The following is an 18,631-nucleotide window of genomic DNA, read 5'->3' as shown; positions in this document are numbered from 1 at the left end:
TATTTTGGCCAGGAAAAAGACGGCGACGCGCCTTTTGCCCGATCGGCGGGGCGGCTGTATAGCCCCTCCCGCAATGCTGCAAATTCAAGACTCCCTGCCCCACCCCGCCCCTCGCTGGACCGGCCGCCCGATCGTGCTGGTCGGGTTGATGGGCGTGGGCAAATCCACCGTCGGCCGCCGCCTGGCGCAGCGGATGAAGCTCGATTTCGTCGATGCCGACAACGAAATCGAACATGCCGCCGGCATGACCATCGCCGAAATCTTCGAACGCTTCGGCGAGGATCATTTCCGCGACGGCGAACGGCGGGTCATCGCCCGGCTGATCGATGGCTCGCCCAAGGTGATCGCGACCGGCGGCGGCGCGTTCATGCAGCCCGAAACCCGCGAACTGATCCTGGGACAGGCGCTGGCGATCTGGCTCGACGCCTCGCCCGCCGTGCTTGCCGAACGGGTCCGCCGCCGCGACACCCGCCCGTTGCTGCGCGGCAAGGACCCGCAAAAGGTACTGACCGAACTCGCCCGCGTCCGGAACCCCGTCTACGCCCTTGCGCCGATCCATATCGTCAGCCAGCACGCGCCGCACGACGCCACCGTCTCCGCCATCCTGAAAGCCATCGGCCAATGACCGTCATCACCGTTCCCTTGAGCGACCGCAGCTACGACATCGTGATCGAGGACGGCGTGCTGGCGCGGGCCGGGGACTATCTGGGGCCGATCGCGCGCGGAAGGCGGATGGTGATCGTCGCCGATGCGCAGGTGCCGATGCACCTCGCCACGCTGCGCACGTCGCTGACAGCCTCCGGCATCGCCAGCGAAGCGATCGAGATTCCGGCGGGCGAAGGCTCGAAGAGCTGGGCGACCTTGGAACTGCTGCTCGATTCGCTGCTGGCGCTGGGTGTCGAGCGCGGCGACCATATCGTCGCGCTGGGCGGCGGCGTGATCGGTGATCTGGTCGGGTTCGCCGCATCGATCCTGAAACGCGGCTGCGGCTTCGTACAGGTGCCGACGACCCTGCTGGCACAGGTCGATTCGTCGGTCGGCGGCAAGACCGGGATCAACACCCGCGCCGGAAAGAACCTGGTCGGCGCGTTCCATCAGCCCGCACTGGTGCTGATCGACCCGACCACGCTCGACACGCTGCCGCCCCGCGAAGTCCGCGCCGGCTATGCCGAGGTCGTGAAATACGGCCTGATCGACGATCCCGACTTCTTCGCGTGGTGCGAATCGAACGGCACCGTGCTGCTGCTCGGCGATCCGCTGGCCCGCGCCCATGCCATCGCCCGTTCCGTGTCGGCCAAGGCAAGGATCGTCGGCGCCGACGAGCGCGAGACGACCGGCACCCGAGCGCTGCTCAACCTCGGCCACACCTTCGGCCATGCGCTGGAGGCCGAAGCCGGCTTCGACGGATCGCTGCTGCATGGTGAGGGGGTCGCCGCCGGCATGGCGCTCGCCTTCGCCTTCTCCGCCGAACAGGGCCTGTGCCGCGCCGAGGATGCGGATCGGGTCGCGCGGCATCTGCGCGACGCCGGCCTGCCCGACGGGATTGCCGCCGCCGGTATCACTGCCTCTGGCGAAACGCTGGTCGGCCACATGCTGCACGACAAGAAGCGGGAGGGCGGCACGCTGCCGTTCCTGCTCGCGCGCGGCATCGGTCAGACCTATCTCGACCGCTCGGTCGACCTGCAACAGGTCGCCACCTTCCTCGACCGCTGCCCCCGCTGATGCCGCAGGGTGTCGCCAAGCGCGACCTTCCCACCAAAGTCTGTCCGGTGTGCGAACGCCCGTTCGCATGGCGCAAGAAATGGGCGCGCGACTGGGACAATGTCGTCTATTGTTCCGACCGCTGCCGCCGGACGGGCAAGGCGAATTAACGAAATTACAGTTAATTACCGGCTATCCCGTCTGATCGACCGCGTTCGGGATCAACGGCATGAACCATCAGCGACAGGCGCGCCTCGCCGGCGGTAACCCGGCGCTCGCATGGCTTGGCGATCCCGTCGTGCCGGTTCCCGACGCGGCGCGGCCCTCCGTCTATGCCGCCGTGCTGGCCACGCCGTCGGTCGTCGTCATGGCCGCGCTGGCCAGCCTGATGGTCAGCGTCACTGCTGCACTGCGCACCGGGCAGTCGATCTTCTGGATATTGGTGCTGTGCGAAATCGTCGTGCTCGGCGTGCGGCTGCGCACCATCTTTCGCGCCCGCCGCGCCGATAGCGCGGGACACGTGCCTGCGATCGATCCGGCGATCCGCTGGTCGATCGCCTGGGCGGCGTTGCAGGGGGTAATGGCGTTCACCATCGCCCTGACCGACGACAAACCGTTGCTGATCGTCACCATGGCCTTCATCCTCGGCCTGACCGCACCGATCTGCGCGCGCAACTATGCCATGCCGCGCCTCGCCACCCTGATGGTGATGCTGTGCGATCTGCCGTTCAAGCTCGGCCTCGCGATGTCCGGCGATCCATTGCTGTGGCTGCTGCTGCCGATGACCATTCCGTTCTTCATCGGCGTGCGGGCGCTGCTGGGCAGTTTCGGGCGGATGCTTTCGCTGTCGCTGCAGGTCGCGGAACAGCATCGCCACCTCGCCGGCCACGACCCGCTAACCGGCCTCGTCAACCGCCAGCGCCTCGACGATATCCTGCGCGGCATGATGAATGCGCCGCAGGGCTCGCTGGCGCTCCACTGTATCGACCTCGACCGGTTCAAGCCGGTCAACGATCGCTACGGCCACGCCGCGGGCGACCGCGTTCTGGTCGAGGTCGCCGAACGCCTGCGCCAGGCCGCTCCGGACGAGGCGCTGATCGCACGGCTGGGCGGTGACGAGTTCCTGGTCGCGGTCACCGGCCTGACCGTCGCCGACGCCGGGCGACTGGCCGAACGGCTCCACCACGCCCTGTCCGCGCGCAGCTATGCGATGGACGACACCGCACGCGCCAATGTCGGGGCGAGCCTCGGCTATGCCTGCTTTCCCGAAGACGCCGACACCCTCGACCAGTTGCGCCAGCGCGCCGATGCCGCGCTCTACGCCGCGAAGCGTTCGGGCCGGCTGCGGCGCTACGGCCCCGACGTCGGCCGGGTGAGCGACGCGGCCTGATCCGTTACGGAATGGCGCGTTCCTGCGCCTGCTGGTCGCGGCGCCACGCGAACCATTGGCGCAGCATCGCCTGGGTACAGCCGGTCTGCCCGCCGGTCCCGACCACCGAACAGCTGTTCGGCCGCCCGATCCGCGCCTCCTCCATCGCGCTGTCCGCCCGCATCGCCCAGCTGGCACCCGCCGACGACTTGTCCGGCGGGTTCCGGAACCGCTTGGGGATGCGATAGCGCTCATTCTCGCCCAGCCGCGCGCACACCACGATCTCGTCGTCGCTGCTCGGCTTGGGACAGGCTTCGTCGCCATAGACGGTGGCATTGCGCACGCGCTGCGGCGGGTCGGCGGGGGCATCCTGCGCCAGCACGGGCGCCGCGAACGCCAATGCCAGTCCCGCCAAAACCCAACGCGCCATACCCGTATCTCCTGCAAGCCACCCACTAAGCGGACCGCCCCGATGACCAGCACCTGAACGCATGAGCTTTTGTGGCCGTTGCACCGCGCCCGCAGGACGCTATGGCGGTGCCATGATCCTCGTCATCGACAATTACGACAGCTTCACCTGGAACCTGGTCCATTACCTGATGGAACTGGGTGTCGAGGTCCGCGTCGAACGCAACGACAACCTGAGCGCGGCGGAGGCGCTGGCCAGCAACGCGCAGGGCTTCCTGATCTCGCCCGGCCCCTGCACCCCGACCGAAGCAGGGGTTTCGCTCGACCTCGTCGCCGCCTGTGCCGATGCGCAGCGCCCGCTGCTCGGCGTGTGCCTAGGCCACCAGGCGATCGGCCAGCATTTCGGCGGGAAAGTCGTGCGCGGCGGGCTGATGCACGGCAAGACCTCGCCGATCGACCATGACGGCACCGGAGTCTTTGCCGGCCTGCCCACGCCCTTCACCGCGACCCGCTATCACTCGCTGATCGTCACCGACATTCCCGATACGCTGGCGGTCAACGCCACCGCGTCGGACGGCAGCGTCATGGGCTTCCGCCACCGCGCCCTGCCGATCCACGGCGTGCAGTTCCACCCGGAAAGCATCGCCACCGAACATGGCCACGCCATGCTCGCCAATTTCCTGAACGACGCCGGCATCGCCGCGACGGTGCCGGCATGACCGTCACCACGCTGCTCCCCGACCCCTCGACGCCGCTCAGCCACGAGAGCGCGGCCGAAGCCTTCGCCGCGATCCTCGACGGCACGGTATCCGACGACGCCATCGCCACCTTCCTGACCGACCTCGCCATCCGCGGCGAAACCAGCATCGAGATTGCCGAGGCCGCCCGCGCGCTGCGCCACCGCATGATCCCGATAAACGGCCCGGCGGGTGCGATCGACGTCTGCGGCACCGGCGGCGACGGCCACCACACCCTCAACGTCTCCACCGCCGTCAGCCTCGTCGTCGCAGCCAGCGGCGTACCGGTCGCCAAGCACGGCAACCGCGCCGCCTCCAGCAAGGCCGGTGCCGCCGACACCCTCGAAGCGCTCGGGCTCGACATGGGGGCGGCGGGTGCGTTGGCGGAGTCGACGCTGAACGACATCGGCATCGCCTTCCTCTTCGCCGCCAACCATCATCCGGCGATGAAGCGCATCACCCCCATCCGCCAGCGGATCGGGCGGCGCACCATCTTTAACCTCATGGGCCCACTCGCCAATCCGGCGCGCACCACCCGCCAGCTGATCGGCATCGCCCGCCCCGATTACGCGACCGTCTATGCCGAGGCGATGGAGCTATTGGGCGCCGAAACCGCGCTGATCGTGTCGGGCGAGGAGGGCTTGGACGAAATCTCCGGCGCCGGTCCGACCATCGTCGTGCCGGTCGGCATGGCCATGGCCGACCGCATCGTGCCCGAGGATGCCGGCCTCACCCGCCATCCGATCAGCGCGATCCGCGGCGGCGACGCGGTCCATAACGCCGCAGCCCTGCGCGCCCTGCTGCGCGGTGAAAAAGGCCCGTATCGCGACGCCGTCCTACTCAACGCGGCCGCCGCGCTGCTGATCGCCGACACCGCCACCGACCTGCGCGACGGCGCCGAACGCGCCGCCGAGGTCATCGATTCGGGCGCGGCCGACCGCCTGCTCGACCAATGGATCGCCTACGCATGACGATGCTCGACACAATCCTCGCCACCAAGCGCGCCGAGGTCGCCGACCGCAGTGCCCGCGCCAGCATCGCCGCCCTCGACGCCCGCGCGACCGAGCAAACGGCGCCACGCGGCTTTCGCGCCGCCCTCGACGCCAAGCCCGGCCACGCGCTGATCGCCGAGATCAAGAAGGCCAGCCCGTCCAAAGGCCTGATCCGCCCCGATTTCGATCCCCCGGCCCATGCCCGCGCCTATCAGGCCGGCGGTGCCGCCTGCCTCTCCGTCCTGACCGATGTCGAGTATTTCCAGGGGGCCGACGACTATCTGGTCGCCGCCCGGCAGGCATGCGACCTGCCGGTCCTGCGCAAGGACTTCAACGTCGACCCCTGGCAGGTCGCCGAGGCCCGTTCGCTGGGTGCCGACGCGATCCTGATCATCGTCGCTGCGCTCTCCAACGCCCAGATGGCGGAGATCGAGGCGGCAGCGATCGAACGCGGTATGGACGTGCTGGTCGAGGTCCACGACCGCGCCGAACTCGACCGCGCGCTGAACCTGAAGTCGCGACTGATTGGCGTAAACAACCGCAATCTGAAGGACTTCACGGTCAGTTTTGAGCGAACCTATGAACTGGTCGGCCACGCGCCCGCCGGCTGCACCTTCGTCGCCGAAAGCGGCCTCACGTCGCGTGCCGATCTCGACGCGATGGCGCAGCACGGCGTCCGCTGCTTCCTGATCGGTGAGGCGCTGATGCGGCACGCCGATGTCGAGGCTGCGACGCGGGCGATGATCGCTTGAGCCTCACCCATCTCGACGCCGATGGCAGCGCCCGCATGGTCGATGTCGGTGACAAGACCCCGACCCGCCGCGTCGCCGTCGCCACCGGCCGCATTGCCATGTCGCCGGACGCCCTCTCCGCGATCCGCGACGGGCTGGTAAAGAAGGGCGACGTCCTCGCCGTCGCCCGCGTCGCCGGCATCATGGCCGCCAAGCGCACCAGCGACCTGATCCCGCTGTGCCACCCCCTGCCACTGACCAAGGCCTCGGTCGACTTCGCGTTCGAGGAAGACGCGATCCGCGTCACCGCCACCGCCGCCACCGACGGCAAGACCGGCGTGGAAATGGAAGCATTGACAGCTACTTCTACCGCACTCCTCACCATCTATGACATGGCCAAGGCGATCGACAAGGCGATGGTGATCGACGGCGTGTGCCTGTTGGAAAAGCAGGGCGGCAAGTCGGGAGACTGGGTAAGAGGCTGAGCACCCCCATTATCGTCATCCCCGCGAAGGCGGGGATCCATAGACGCAACGCCGCTGATAATCCTCACTGCCAGCGCCTATGGATTCCCGCCTTCGCGCGAATGACGACGAGAAAATCGATCGACCGCGGCTCACATTCTATCGACCATCGAGCAGACCACGGCGAACGCACAACCAACCCCACCCCCAACGTCACCCCGGGCTTGACCCGGGGTCCCGCTTCTTACTTCTATCGAGAGAGAAAGCGGAACCCCGGATCAAGTCCGAGGTGACGAAGAGTGACTGCCACCCGCCCTGTAAGCCATAAGGCCAAGCGCATGACCCTCCTCCCCGTCGCCGAAGCCCAGACCCGCGTCCTCGCGCTCGCCCGCCCAGCCGCCCCGGAAACCCTCCCCCTCGCCAAAGCCCTCGGCCGCTACGCCGCCACCGACGTCGTCGCCCTGCGCACCCAACCCGCCCGGCCCTTGTCCGCCATGGACGGCTACGCGATCCGCTTCGACGACCTCCCCGGTCCGTGGGACGTCATTGGCGAAAGCGCCGCCGGCGCCTCCTTCCCCGGCACCGTCGCCCCGGGACAGGCCGCCCGCATCTTCACCGGCGCCGCGATGCCCACCGGCACCGACTGCGTGCTGGTGCAGGAAGAGGCGACCCGCGACGGCACCCGTCTCCACCTCGCCGGCGAAGGCCCGGTCCGTGGCGGCAATGTCCGCCGCGCCGGCCTCGATTTCCGCGAGGGCGACCTGCTGATCGCGGCAGGCGAGCGCATCACCCCCGCCCGCGCCGCACTGGCCGCCATCGCCGGGCACGGCACCCTGTCGGTCGGCCGCCGTGCCCGCATCGCCATCGCCGCCACCGGCGACGAACTGGTCCCCGCCGGCCAGCCCTTGCGCGAGGACCAGCTGCCCGAATCCAACGGCCTGATGCTCGCCGGGCTGCTCGCCGACCTGCCGGTCGATCGCATCGACCTCGGCATATTGCCCGACCGGATGGACGCGCTGGTCGATGCGTTTCGCGCGGTAGATTGCGACCTGCTCGTCACCACCGGCGGCGCCTCGGTCGGCGACCATGACCTCGTCCGCCCGGCCCTTGCCGCAGCCGGCGGCGAGCTCGACTTCTGGCGGATCGCGCTGCGTCCCGGCAAGCCGATGCTCGCCGGTCGCCTGCGCGACGCCGCCGTGCTCGGCCTGCCCGGCAACCCGGTATCGTCGTTCATCACCGCGCTGCTGTTCGTCCGCCCGCTCGCCGCGCGCATCGCCGGTGCCGCCGATCCGATGCCGCGCGCCATCCGCGCCACGCTCGCCCACCCGCTCCCCGCCAACGGCCCGCGCCAGGACTATCTGCGCGCCACGCTGATCGACGGACAGGTGTCGACCGCCGCCATTCAGGACAGCTCGATGCTGCGCACGCTTGCCCGTTCCGACTGCCTGATCGTGCGGGCACCCCATGCCCCGGCGGCCGATGCCGGCGACTCGGCGGAAATCCTGCAACTCGCTTGACGCCACATAAATCGTTTCCTATTGGTTCCACGTCTGTTCCGACGGAGGACGTTATGCTGACGCGTAAGCAGCACGAGTTGATCTGCTTCATCGACGACCGGTTGAAGGCGACCGGGGTTTCCCCCTCGTTCGAGGAGATGAAGGAGGCGCTCGACCTCAAGTCGAAGTCCGGCGTCCACCGCCTCATTTCGGCGCTCGAGGAACGCGAATTCATTCGCCGCCTGCCCAACCGCGCCCGCGCGCTGGAGGTGCTGCGGATGCCCGACCGCCCCGTCGCGAAGAAGCCGGCGGCCAAGCCCATGGCAACGCCCCGCCCGACCCCGCAGCCGGCGAACGACGTCATCGAACTGCCGCTGCACGGCCGCATCGCCGCCGGTGTCCCGATCGAGGCGATAGAGGGACAGGCGACCCTGCCCGTTCCCGCCGCCCTGCTCGGCGCGGGCGATCATTATGCGCTCGAAGTCGCCGGGGACTCGATGGTCGAGGCCGGTATTCTCGATGGCGACTATGCGCTCGTCCGCCGCACCGAAACCGCCCGTGATGGGGAGATCGTGGTGGCGCTGATCGAAGACAGCGAAGCGACTCTCAAATATTTTCGCCGCGAAGGCGCGATGATCCGGCTCGATCCCGCCAACCGCAGCTACGACCCGCAGCGCTACCGCCCCGAACAGGTGCGCGTACAGGGCAAGCTCGCCGGCCTGCTGCGCCGCTATTGATTCGCAATGTCGTTGGTAAAGGCGTCCCGACGACAAACGCGGCGAGTGTGAACTTAGTGAACTTATTTCGAATAGCCGTTTAAACGCTGACACTTAGCCGAAAATGGCAAGCCAGACCTCTCGCTTCGTTGGGCAGACATCGGTGAACTGACCGGCACCCCGGCCTTGAGCCGGGGTCCCGCTTCTTCTTCTGCGACCGGAGCGGACGACCTATCGCCCATTCCCCGGCGCATAGGGCGTCCGAACCGCCTTATACCACGCCAACGGATGCGTCGGCGGCACGACCCCCGCCGGCAAGGCCCGCCCCGACACCTCGGCAAAGTAAGCGATACAGGCATCCCGCCACCACTGCGCCTCGGCGCGCTGGATCGTCAGGAACTGGCTGACCTCGTCATGTCGCTGCTCGTCCACCCGACCCCGCAGCGCCGCCCACTGTCCCTGCATCGCCGCAACCTCGGCCACGCCGCGATCGTACCGCGCGACCAGTTCCTCCCACAGCGTACGCCCTGACGCCATCCGCCGCTCCCACGGAACATGGTGGAACCACAGCAGCAGGTCTTCGGGCACCGTCGCCGGATCGCCCCAGCGCTTCGCCAGCGCCGGCGCATATTGCCCCACCGCATCGCTGCCGCTCCGGGTCCGGTCGAACCCGATGCCCGCCCGGTCGGCCTTGTGATAATAGACCGGGTTCCAGTCCGGCCGCGCCAGATCATCGACCCATGGCCCCGGCCCATAATGATGCCCCGTCGCGAACAGGTGATGCAGCCCCAGCGGCATCATATAGTCGACCACCGCCTGCCGTGACTGCAGCATCATCGCCGCCACCGGATCGGCCACCGCCGGCCCCCAGGTCATCGCCGCCCAGTCCCGCGCGATATCGCTTGCCCGGTCGTCGGGGTTCCACGCCATCCGCCCGAACGCATACCAGTTGGCCTGGTCGAACTGCGACCCCGACCAGTTGCGGTCGGTCCCGACATTGGCCACCCCCGCCATGCCGCTCAGCCGGGACTGGGCAAGCACCTTCGCCACGGTCATGCCCCGGCGCGGCCGATAGGTGTCGCTCCGCAACACCTCCTCCCACATCGGTCCCAGATAGGCGAGGTGGGTGGCGAACCCCAAATATTCCTTGGTAATCTGCACTTCCATCATCAGCGGCGTGCGCGGCATCGCCCCGAACAGCGGATGGAACGGCTCGCGCGGCTGGAAATCGATCGGCCCGTTCTTCACCTGCACGATCACATTGTCGGCGAACTTCCCGTCGAGCGGCTGGAACTCGCTATACGCCTGCTTTGCGCGGTCCTCGGGCTTGTCATGGGCATAGACGAACGCCCGCCACATCACGACGCCGCCATGGGGTTTCAGCGCGGCGGCGAGCATGTTCGCCCCCTCCGCATGGCTCCGCCCATAATCGCCCGGCCCCGGCTGCCCCTCCGAATTGGCCTTGACCAGAAACCCGCCAAAGTCGGGAATGCGGGCATAAATCTCGTCCGCCTTGGCCCGCCACCACGCAGCAACCGCCGGGTCGAGCGGGTCCGCCGTCTTCAACCCGCCAATCTCGATCGGGGCGGAGAATTTGGCCGACAGATAGACCCGTATCCCCCAGGGCCGAAAGATCGTCGCCAGCCGCTCGACCTTTGTCAGGAACGCCGGCGTCAACATATCCGGACTGGCATTGACGTTGTTAAGCACCGCGCCGTTGATCCCCACCGACGCATTGGCCCGGGCATAGTCGGTATAGCGCGGATCGCTGAACCCCGGCAGCTTCTGCCAGTCCCACAGCGACTGCCCCGCATAGCCCCGCTCGACATAGCGGTCCGGATTGTCCCAATGGTTCAGCACCCTGAGCGCCAGCCGCGGCCGCTCGACGATCGCCAGGCGGTCGAGCGACTGCCCGGCCTGCGCGATCCGCAACAGCCGGAATGCGCCATAGAGCACCCCCACCGGCCGGTCCGCCGCGATCACTGTCACCGGTCGACCCTCGACCGTCACCGACCGCACCAGATAGCCCTCCGGCCCCAACCCGGCCAACGGCAGCCGCAACGCAGCGATCCGCGCCGACCGCGCGGTACCGATGACGATCGCCCCCTCGCCCAGATCGCCGCCCGCGATCCGCCTGCCCGTCAGCCCCGACAGCCCGCGCTCCAGCTCAGCTGCTGCCAGTCGGATCGTCTCGTCATCTTCATCGCGAACGACCGTCGTCGCCTTGCTCGCAACCGCATCGGCCTGAGCCGCAGGCAATGGCCGATAGCGCAGCCACAGGTCATAGCCGTCCTCAGCACGTGCCGGAGTCGCGCAGGCGACCCACAGCGCCATCATCCAGCCGAGCGATTTCAACATCGTGCATCCTCTGATCCCGTCTGATCGACGGCGTTGACACCGACATATCATCGCGATCATGGTAACGCTACCACGTCAGAGAACGAGGATATGGAGAGCGCATGACCCTGATCGACCGCCGCAGCATCCTCGCCGGAGGCGCAGCGATGCTTGCCGCGCAGGCGTTACCCGCCGCCTCGGCGCCGCTGACCCTGAAGGACGCTGCCGCCCGCCATGGACGTCGCTTCGGGTCCGCCTTCGCCTGGGCGCCGCCGGGGCGCGACGCAGCGTCATTCAACAACCCGGCCTACGCCGCGCTCCTGCAACGCGACTGCGCAGTGCTGGTCGCCGAAAACCAGATGAAATGGCAGGCGCTGCGCCCCAGCGCCGACCGGTTCGATTTCGCGCAGTTCGACGCGATGGTCGACTGGGCGATGCGCAACGGTTTCATGATGCGCGGCCACACGCTCTACTGGGCCTATTCCAAATGGTTTCCCGCATGGCTCAACACCCAGGACTTCGGCCAACGCCCGGCCTCGGCAGCGGCCGGCATTCTCGACCACCACATCGATACGATCGCCAAGCGGTACGGCCGAAAGATCTACAGCTACGACGTGGTGAACGAAGCGGTCGATCCCGACACCGGCGCCTTACGCGAAACGTCGTTGTCGCGCGCGATGGGCGGGACCGCCAACGTGCTCGACCACGCCTTCCGCACCGCCCGCGCCGCCGCGCCGCATGCCGAGCTGGTCTATAACGACTATATGAGCTGGGAAGACGGCAACGAGAAGCATCGCGTTGGCGTGCTCTCGCTGCTCGAGGAGTTCCGTCGTCGCGGCACGCCGGTCGATGCGCTCGGGGTGCAGTCGCATATCGGCCTGTTCCAGCCGACCACCGACGCCGGTGTGCTCGCCCATCGGCTCGAACCCGAATGGCGGCGGTTCCTCGACCGGGTTGTGGCGATGGGGTACCGACTGGTCATCACCGAATTCGACGTACGCGACCGCGGGTTACCGGCGGCGATTGCCCCGCGCGACCGTGGCGTCGCCGACTTCGCCCGCGCGTACCTCGACATCATGCTGTCCTACCCGCAACTGGGCGACGTCCTCGCCTGGGGCCTGAGCGACCGGTACAGCTGGCTGCGTGGCTTCGAACCCCGCCCCGACGGGGCCGTCGCGCGCGGCTGTCCCTATGACATAGACCTCAAACCCAAGCCGCTGCGCGACGCGATGATCGCCGCGCTAGCGAACGGCACCACGCACCGCCGGTGACGCGGCGGCGGTGTTACCGCCGCCGCCCATCAATAATCCCGGCTGTAGCGCAGCGAAGCGTTCGACCCGCCGAACGATCCGGTCTGCGACAACAGGCTGAGCGTCCGCGACAGCGCGATCTGGATCTGCGTGGCGGTGAAGCCCCGCGCATCGGTGATGATCTCGATATAGATATCATCGGTCAGATACTTGCCCGCCGCCAGCGACGTGCCGCGCCCGCTCGCCTCGTCCCCGCCCAGCACGCGCAGCCGGTCGAACCCGGTCGCGGAACGCAACTTGCCGAGCGGGTTCAGCCCACCGCCGCCCGACCCGCGCAGCGAGTTCAGCGCGGCGGCCAGCTGGATCGCCTCGGTCGCAGACAGGTTCGTCACCGAACTGCCGAACAACAGCCGCGACAACACTTCGTCCTGCGCCAGCGACGGGGTCGAGTTGAACGCGATCTGCGGTGCCTGCGCGGTGCCGGACACGTTGATCGACGCGGTGATGCCTTCGGCCGTGGTCGACGCGACGATATCGATCACCGGGTTGGTATAGTCCTCGCCCTCGAACCGGATCACCCCGCGCTCGACCTCGAACCGTTTGCCGGCAAACGAGTAGGTGCCGCGCACCAGCTGCAACTGTCCGTTGATCGTCGGCGCAGCGGAGGTTCCCGCGATGCGCAGGTTCGCCTGCCATTCCGACTCCAGCCCCATGCCCGACACGAACAACCGGTTATCGGCTCGCACCCGCAGCGCGAGGCGGAACAACCCGGCCGACGCCGCCGCCTGCCGCTGCGGTGTCGCATTCGACCGGTTCGCATCGCTCTTGCGCCGGACGCCGGTCAGCTCCGGCACCTCGGCCGCGCCTTGCCGGATGATCTGGTAGCGCGCTTCGGGAATGACGAGGTCGCCGGAGATCAGGCCCCCATCGCGCCCGTTCTGGATGCGGATGTCGCCGGTCGCCGATGCCCCCAGCGCATCGCTGCGCGCCAACTGGGCATCACGCAGCTGGGCGCGGATGTCGATCGGGAAGCCGCTGTCCGCCGCCAAGCCCACTGTTCCCTGCGCCGCAACCGTGCCCTCACCGGCGCGCGCCCGCAGCTGGGTCAGCTCGAACCGGTCGTTGGTGAAGCGGCCATTGATGCCGAGATTGGTCAGCCGGGTGCCCAGCGTCTCATTCTCATAGGTCAGGTTGTTGGCGCGGACGATGCCGGTCAGCTGCGGCGACTGCACCCGCCCACCGAAATCGGCGGCCAGGCCGATCGGCCCGGACAACTGCTGATCGGCCAGCCCGGCAAAGGAGAACAGCACGCCCGCCGGGCCGTTGTACCGGATTCCGCCCGACAGCGGTGCCGCCAGCATCCGTGTGACCCACGACCCGCTACCCGGCGGCAACGGCCGGAGGTTCGCAACCATCCGCCCGACCGTGGTCGTGCCGCGGCGGATCAGCGCCCGTCCGCTGCCACCCTCAGGCCGCAGGTCGCCGGCAAAGACGATGTCGACCGGTTCGGAGACAGAGGCAAGGCTGGTCCGCTGGAAATTGCGGATGGTCAGGCGTGCATCGGCCCGCGGAAAGCTCTGGTCCGCCGCCTGCGCGAAGTCGAGGCTCCCGGTCGCGGTGCCACCGATACCGGTGCCCGGCACGAAGGCATTGACGATGCTCAGGTCCAACCGGTCGAGCCGGGTCTGGATCGACATGCCATTGCCATAGACGCCCGCCGCGCGGATCGAGCCTTGCGCGAAGTCGATCCGCGTCGGGTACAGGCGATAGCCGCCCGGGGCCGACACGATCCGCGCCGGGTTGACCGTCTTGAACGGGATCGAATTGGCGACACCCTGCAACGCGACCAGATAGTCGTTTGGGCGCAGCCGCGCATTGGCGGCGACCCGGAACGGCACGCCCGACGACCCTTCGGCGAACATCTGCGCCGTGCCGTTGCCGCCGCGATAGTTGATCTTCGCCCGGCTGCGCTGGAGCAGGAAGTCGCCCATCGACAGGTTGGCGACCTGCGCATCGGCGACGATTTCCGGCTGGTCGTACAGCACCGCGCTGCCGGTCACGATCGCGCGACCGATGCGCAGCCCCATATTGCCCGGAATGACCGCGTTCGACGCCTGCGCATTCACGTCCGCGCGCTGGAATCGCCCTTGAGCCGACAGGCGCGCGATACCGGCCACGCCCGATCCGGCGAAGTTGATTCGCCCTGCGAACGGCCCGGCATCGGTCGCCTCCACCCGGCCGTCGATATTCATGCCGGCAAAGGTTGCGGAGTGGATATCGGCGACTAGCCGCGGCGCGGTCGACAGCAGCACATCGGCGCGGAACGGCCCGTAATCGGTATTGCCGGTCGCCTGGATCGCATAGCGGTCGCCCTGCCCACGCACCCGTGCCTCGAGATTGGCGAGCCCGACCCCAACGCCCGGGCGCGCGGCGCGCAGCAGGACCTGCGGCGCAGCGACGGTACCGGTCACCCGCGCACTCAGCGGACCATATTGCGTCGAATAGGCATCGGCATTTACGAGCAACGGCCCCGCCGGATCATAACGGCCAGAACCGTTGGTGATACGGAACTGCGGCGCATTCATCCGCACGTTGGAGAAGCTGACGATCCCATCCGGTCCCACACCGACATCTGCGCGCGTGGTGGTGACGTTGCCGCCCAGAAAGTTGCGAATGCCTTCGTTGAACAGGCGGGTGGTCTGCGCGACCACACGGCCCTTGATCCCGAACCCGCCCTGTGGCGCGGCATAGAGGCTGGCGTCGGTCGTCAGGTTCAGGATGCCGATGCTGGCGACTTCGTAATCGTTGATCCGCCCCTTGATCGCGCCGGTGTAGCGCCCGGTGGTCAGGTTGGCGGCGACGATGGCGGTCGCGTCGATCCGGTCGGACCGGATGCGCAGATTGTCCGACAGCACCTGATCGCCCGAAATGGCAAGGTAACCATTGATCGCGACGTTGGTGACCAGTCCGCCGACCGCCGCGTTCAGCCCAGAGATACGCCGCGCCTTCGCCGCAATCGGGATCAGAATGCGGTCGGCATCAACCGTCGCCCGTCCTTCGGCATAGAGCTGTTCAACGACGGTTTCGCCAAAACCCAAGGCAGCGGCCTGCACCTTGTAATCCACGGTCGGCGTGCCGAACCCACCGTCGAGGACGACAGCGGCGCGGACCGATCGCCCGTTTAAGTTCGGCGCGATCGCACCGGGGGTCAGCAGCATCGCTTCGGTCCGGAAATTGCCGAACCGGCTGTTGCCCAGGTCAAGCAAACCGGCGGCGTTCACCGCCAGCGCACTCGATCGCAGCTGGATGCGGGTATCGGCCTTGCGATCCTGCAACGCCGCATCGATCGCCACGTCGAGCCGCGGAGCGGTCAGCCGTTCGACCGGACCCTGGAGGATCAATCCCGGCTGGGTCGAGCCCCGGACCGTAAAGCGACCCTCCCGTCCGGTCAGCGCCAGATCGGCCAGCGGCCGCCCGCCCAGCGTGCCGGCAAGTCGCCCGCGCCAGTTACGCCAGTCGCCTTGGCCATCGACCGTCGCGACGATCGGCGCCTTCAGTCCCGCCATTCCCGCGATCATGCCATTGGCTGGTCCGGTGATCCGGGCATCGACATCGAAGCGATTATCGTCGGGCACCGCGTCGAGCTTCAGCGCGACACGGTCGCCCCCCGCCACGCCCGGCGCGGCGATGGTCGCGGCGTTGGCGGTCACCTGCGCGCGACGGTCGGCGATATGCACCTCGCCGTCCAGCCGCGCGATATGGCGCTGCCCGGTCACCGCCGGGCCGACCTCGATCCGGTCGACGCGCAGGCGGTTCACGTCGATGTCATAGTCGGGCAGCAGCGGCGCATTGGGGTCGCCCGGCGGCGTGTCCTTCAACACCGGATTGCGCGCATAGCGGATCAGCGGGCTCGTCAGGCTACGAATATCGACATGCCCGTTCGCGAAGGCGAAGGGCCGCCAGTCGACCGCGACTTCCGGCGAATAGGCGAACACGCCCTGCGTATCGCTCAGCCGCAGCTCGCGGACGGTCATCGCGCCATAGAGCGAACCATCGATCCGGCCGATATTGACCTTCAGCCCCGACGCGGTGGTGTAGCCGTCGAGCTTGCTGACGATGAACCCCCGCCCCGGCCCGGTGTTCAGCGCGAACACCAGCGCGATCAGCAGGATGATCAGCGTGGCCAGCGCGATGCCGACCCATTTCAGGACCTTCTGCCACAACGGACGATCGCGCAGGATCACGGTTTCGGTGGCGGGCATGTCGGCGTCGGTCATCAGAAAGCCTGCCCGATCGAGATGTAGAGCGCGATCTTGGATTCTCCCGGCCGCCTTGCGATCGGCGTGGCGACATCGACCCGCATCGGACCGAAATTGGTATAGAAGCGCCCGCCGATACCCGCGCCGAAGCGCAGGTCGGACCCCTTGGGCAGGCTGGATTCATACACCTGACCGGCGTCGATGAACGGCACGATCCCGAAATTGCCGAAGCGATAGCGGGCTTCGAGCGCGAACTCGATCAGGCTGCGTCCGCCGATCGGACGGTTGAGGTTGTTGCCGTCCTCGTCCACCTCCGGCGTCCGCGGCCCGAGTTCCTGGAACCCGAAGCCGCGCACCGAGCCGCCGCCGCCGGCATAATAACGGCGCGACGGCGCCAGATCGTCGCGGGCGATCCCCTGGATCGATCCCGCGCGCGCGCGGCCGGCGATGACGATGCTCTCCCCGATCGGGTAATAGGCGGTGCCCTCGACCATGAACCGGCCATAGGGCCGAACCGCACCCTGCACCGACGCCTCGGGGCTGACGTTCAATTTGAGGCGGAACCCCTTGGTCGGGTTCAACAGATTGTCCGACGTATCGAACCCGGCGAACAGCGGCAGCGCGGCGATGCCATAGGTCTTGCGACGGCGCGCCGCCACGTCGAAATCGTAAGTGTCTTCGTTGGTGCCGATCAGTTCGGCACCATAGGCATAGGTGAAACGCTTCTGCCAGATCGGCGTCGAATCGTACGACCAGCGGATGCCGAGCGTACCCGTAAACGCTTCGAACGCATCGTAATTGGTGCGGCTGGCATTGGCGAGGATCTGGAACGTCCGGTCGCGGCGACCGGCATTGGACCGGCGGAAGGTGACACCCGCCCCCTGTTCCTGCGTGCCCGCGACCCCGCGCACGATCAGCGCGCCTTCCGGCGGGAACAGGTTGCGATGCGTCCAGGATCCTTCCAGCCGGACGCCCTGCCCGGTGCCATAACCCGCTTCCCCGGCCAGCGTCCGCGCAGGCCCGGCATCCTGCTTGACCAGCAGATTCACATATTCCGTCCCGTCCGGCGCGATCTGCCCGGTGCGCTGCGGCTCGACCGACACGCCGGAGAACAGTCCCGTCGACACGAGCGCGGCGCGAAGGTCGTCGACCTTGCGGTTGTCGTACAACTCACCCTGCTTGAACCGGGCAAGCACGCCGACATGCTCGGCATCGAACGCCAGCTTGCCGGTCGTCGAATAGGTCCCGAACGACGATCGCGGACCGGTGGTGACCGGCAGGGTATAGGCGCCGGTTACGGTCGTATCGTCGAGCAGGATGTCGCGTTGCCCGACCTCGACGAACGGATAGCCCTGCTGCGGCAGCTTCAGGCTGACATTCGCCTCGGCTGCCTGGATGCGTTCGGCATCGATCGGATCGCCGACCTTCAGCGGCAATTCGCGCTGGACCAGATCCGGCGGGACGGTCGGCTGGGTATCGATGCGGATCGACCCCAGCGTGAATTGCTTGCCCGGAATGGCGGTCACGACCGCACGCAGCCGCTGCCCCGGCGGCTGTTCGATCGCGGAGGTAGCGGTGCCGTCATAATAGCCCTTGGCCCGCATGATGCGGACCGCGAGTTGCTCGTCCTCCTTGGCACGGGCCTGCACCATCGCGGCGTTGGCCGCCTTGCCGTCGCCTTCGCGCAACGCGGAGAGTTCACGAAATTGCGTCGTGCCGTCGATCTCGTCCAGCCCGTTGACGACGGTATCGTACCGGATTTCCACCGCCTTCTTGTCGTCGACGCCGGCAACCTCGACCGGGGTGACGTCGAACGACGATAGCGGCGTCAGCGGCTGGGCCAGTTCCGGCGCCTCGGGCAACACTGCGTCGGGCAGGGTTTCGGCGGGCACCTGCGCCTCCGTCGTCGGAGCGGTCGGGGTTGGCAGGGGCGGCGTATGCGTGGTCGGTGCGGGCTTCGCATCGAATGCCGACATCGGCTCCAGCGGCGCGTTGATGTCGCCCGACAGGGTCGGCAGTGCGGAGTCGAACTCGCTGTTGGGAACGATCGGTTCGACCGGCGGTTGCTGCGTACGGACTGTCGTAGGCGACGACGCCTGCTGCTGCGCAGAAGCGACCGGGATCATCATCGTGCTGGCAAGCAGCACAACAACTGTCCTTGCGCGAAAATC

General features: G+C 67.8%; 15 protein-coding genes. 11 read left to right on the top strand and 4 right to left on the bottom strand.

What is annotated here, in order from left to right; translation table 11 throughout:
• Window positions 1-73 precede the first annotated feature (73 nt).
• From AVT10_RS08195 to AVT10_RS08185, 4 genes are read left to right on the top strand one after another with little or no spacing between them, the layout of a single operon-like run.
• Window positions 74-625, top strand: a complete 552-nt coding sequence (locus AVT10_RS08195) for a shikimate kinase (RefSeq protein WP_066689803.1) — start codon at window positions 74-76, stop codon at window positions 623-625.
• Complete coding sequence (gene aroB, locus AVT10_RS08190; protein ID WP_066689802.1) at window positions 622-1,722, top strand: 3-dehydroquinate synthase; 1,101 nt, start codon at window positions 622-624, stop codon at window positions 1,720-1,722. Before AVT10_RS08195 ends, aroB begins: the two co-directional genes overlap by 4 nt.
• A complete protein-coding gene (locus AVT10_RS17730) occupies window positions 1,722-1,871 on the top strand; it encodes a DUF2256 domain-containing protein (RefSeq protein ID WP_084401491.1) in 150 nt (49 codons plus the stop codon). Before aroB ends, AVT10_RS17730 begins: the two co-directional genes overlap by 1 nt.
• Window positions 1,872-1,930: 59 nt before the next feature.
• Complete coding sequence (locus AVT10_RS08185) at window positions 1,931-3,091, top strand: GGDEF domain-containing protein (RefSeq protein ID WP_066689801.1); 1,161 nt, start codon at window positions 1,931-1,933, stop codon at window positions 3,089-3,091.
• A 4-nt stretch (window positions 3,092-3,095) separates the two neighbouring features.
• On the opposite strand, the gene AVT10_RS08180 is transcribed toward AVT10_RS08185, so the two are convergent.
• Window positions 3,096-3,500, bottom strand: a complete 405-nt coding sequence (locus AVT10_RS08180) for a hypothetical protein (RefSeq protein WP_066689800.1) — start codon at window positions 3,498-3,500, stop codon at window positions 3,096-3,098.
• A gap of 112 nt (window positions 3,501-3,612) precedes the next feature.
• Between AVT10_RS08180 and AVT10_RS08175 the strand changes: the two genes are divergently transcribed.
• The 6 genes from AVT10_RS08175 to lexA all read left to right on the top strand — a co-directional run bounded on the left by AVT10_RS08175 (window position 3,613) and on the right by lexA (window position 8,635).
• Window positions 3,613-4,197 (top strand): anthranilate synthase component II, encoded by a 585-nt coding sequence (locus tag AVT10_RS08175; protein WP_066689799.1) that lies wholly within the window; start codon window positions 3,613-3,615, stop codon window positions 4,195-4,197.
• Window positions 4,194-5,186: an anthranilate phosphoribosyltransferase gene (gene trpD / locus AVT10_RS08170; RefSeq protein WP_066689798.1), complete on the top strand. Its 993-nt coding sequence runs from the start codon at window positions 4,194-4,196 to the stop codon at window positions 5,184-5,186. Before AVT10_RS08175 ends, trpD begins: the two co-directional genes overlap by 4 nt.
• Window positions 5,183-5,959, top strand: a complete 777-nt coding sequence (gene trpC / locus AVT10_RS08165) for an indole-3-glycerol phosphate synthase TrpC (RefSeq protein ID WP_066689797.1) — start codon at window positions 5,183-5,185, stop codon at window positions 5,957-5,959. Before trpD ends, trpC begins: the two co-directional genes overlap by 4 nt.
• A complete protein-coding gene (gene moaC, locus AVT10_RS08160; RefSeq protein WP_269746904.1) occupies window positions 5,956-6,423 on the top strand; it encodes a cyclic pyranopterin monophosphate synthase MoaC in 468 nt (155 codons plus the stop codon). Before trpC ends, moaC begins: the two co-directional genes overlap by 4 nt.
• Before the next feature lie 317 nt (window positions 6,424-6,740).
• Complete coding sequence (locus AVT10_RS08155) at window positions 6,741-7,919, top strand: molybdopterin molybdotransferase MoeA (RefSeq protein ID WP_066689796.1); 1,179 nt, start codon at window positions 6,741-6,743, stop codon at window positions 7,917-7,919.
• 53 nt (window positions 7,920-7,972) lie between these two features.
• The gene (gene lexA / locus AVT10_RS08150) at window positions 7,973-8,635 is read left to right on the top strand and encodes a transcriptional repressor LexA (RefSeq protein WP_066689795.1); all 663 of its coding nucleotides are present in this window, start codon (window positions 7,973-7,975) and stop codon (window positions 8,633-8,635) included.
• 210 nt (window positions 8,636-8,845) lie between these two features.
• Here the strand turns inward: lexA and AVT10_RS08145 are convergent, their stop codons facing one another.
• On the bottom strand, window positions 8,846-10,972 hold the full coding sequence (locus AVT10_RS08145; RefSeq protein WP_066689794.1) for an alpha-glucuronidase family glycosyl hydrolase: 2,127 nt from the start codon (window positions 10,970-10,972) through the stop codon (window positions 8,846-8,848).
• Between the two features lie 101 nt (window positions 10,973-11,073).
• Here AVT10_RS08145 and AVT10_RS08140 point away from each other — a divergent pair, with 101 nt between their 5' ends.
• Window positions 11,074-12,222 carry an endo-1,4-beta-xylanase gene (locus AVT10_RS08140; protein WP_066689793.1) on the top strand — a complete coding sequence of 383 codons (1,149 nt, stop codon included), beginning with the start codon at window positions 11,074-11,076 and terminating at the stop codon, window positions 12,220-12,222.
• Window positions 12,223-12,251: 29 nt separating this feature from the next.
• On the opposite strand, the gene AVT10_RS08135 is transcribed toward AVT10_RS08140, so the two are convergent.
• A complete protein-coding gene (locus AVT10_RS08135) occupies window positions 12,252-16,478 on the bottom strand; it encodes a translocation/assembly module TamB domain-containing protein (RefSeq protein WP_066689792.1) in 4,227 nt (1,408 codons plus the stop codon).
• Window positions 16,478-18,586, bottom strand: coding sequence for an autotransporter assembly complex protein TamA (locus tag AVT10_RS08130; RefSeq protein WP_443018142.1), 2,109 nt, complete (start codon window positions 18,584-18,586; stop codon window positions 16,478-16,480). The genes AVT10_RS08135 and AVT10_RS08130 overlap by 1 nt, the downstream gene beginning before the upstream one ends.
• Window positions 18,587-18,631: the final 45 nt, after the last annotated feature.

Origin of the sequence: Sphingomonas hankookensis (assembly GCF_001619955.1) — a bacterium.
Classification (GTDB): Bacteria; Pseudomonadota; Alphaproteobacteria; order Sphingomonadales; family Sphingomonadaceae; genus Sphingomonas; species Sphingomonas hankookensis_A.
The sequence above is the reverse complement of the archived record's forward strand: the minus strand, read 5'-3'. Positions and strand labels throughout refer to the sequence as shown.

Bases quoted from the DNA above. Each gene is read 5' to 3' on its own strand.
- AVT10_RS08175 (WP_066689799.1), top strand. From the start codon at position 3,613: ATGATCCTCGTCATCGACAATTACGACAGCTTCACCTGGAACCTGGTC.
- AVT10_RS08130 (WP_443018142.1), bottom strand. From the start codon at position 18,586: ATGATCCCGGTCGCTTCTGCGCAGCAGCAGGCGTCGTCGCCTACGACA.
- trpC (WP_066689797.1), top strand. From the start codon at position 5,183: ATGACGATGCTCGACACAATCCTCGCCACCAAGCGCGCCGAGGTCGCC.
- AVT10_RS17730 (WP_084401491.1), top strand. From the start codon at position 1,722: ATGCCGCAGGGTGTCGCCAAGCGCGACCTTCCCACCAAAGTCTGTCCG.
- AVT10_RS08180 (WP_066689800.1), bottom strand. From the start codon at position 3,500: ATGGCGCGTTGGGTTTTGGCGGGACTGGCATTGGCGTTCGCGGCGCCC.
- AVT10_RS08195 (WP_066689803.1), top strand. From the start codon at position 74: ATGCTGCAAATTCAAGACTCCCTGCCCCACCCCGCCCCTCGCTGGACC.
- AVT10_RS08185 (WP_066689801.1), top strand. From the start codon at position 1,931: ATGAACCATCAGCGACAGGCGCGCCTCGCCGGCGGTAACCCGGCGCTC.
- aroB (WP_066689802.1), top strand. From the start codon at position 622: ATGACCGTCATCACCGTTCCCTTGAGCGACCGCAGCTACGACATCGTG.
- trpD (WP_066689798.1), top strand. From the start codon at position 4,194: ATGACCGTCACCACGCTGCTCCCCGACCCCTCGACGCCGCTCAGCCAC.
- AVT10_RS08155 (WP_066689796.1), top strand. From the start codon at position 6,741: ATGACCCTCCTCCCCGTCGCCGAAGCCCAGACCCGCGTCCTCGCGCTC.
- lexA (WP_066689795.1), top strand. From the start codon at position 7,973: ATGCTGACGCGTAAGCAGCACGAGTTGATCTGCTTCATCGACGACCGG.
- AVT10_RS08145 (WP_066689794.1), bottom strand. From the start codon at position 10,972: ATGTTGAAATCGCTCGGCTGGATGATGGCGCTGTGGGTCGCCTGCGCG.
- AVT10_RS08140 (WP_066689793.1), top strand. From the start codon at position 11,074: ATGACCCTGATCGACCGCCGCAGCATCCTCGCCGGAGGCGCAGCGATG.
- AVT10_RS08135 (WP_066689792.1), bottom strand. From the start codon at position 16,478: ATGACCGACGCCGACATGCCCGCCACCGAAACCGTGATCCTGCGCGAT.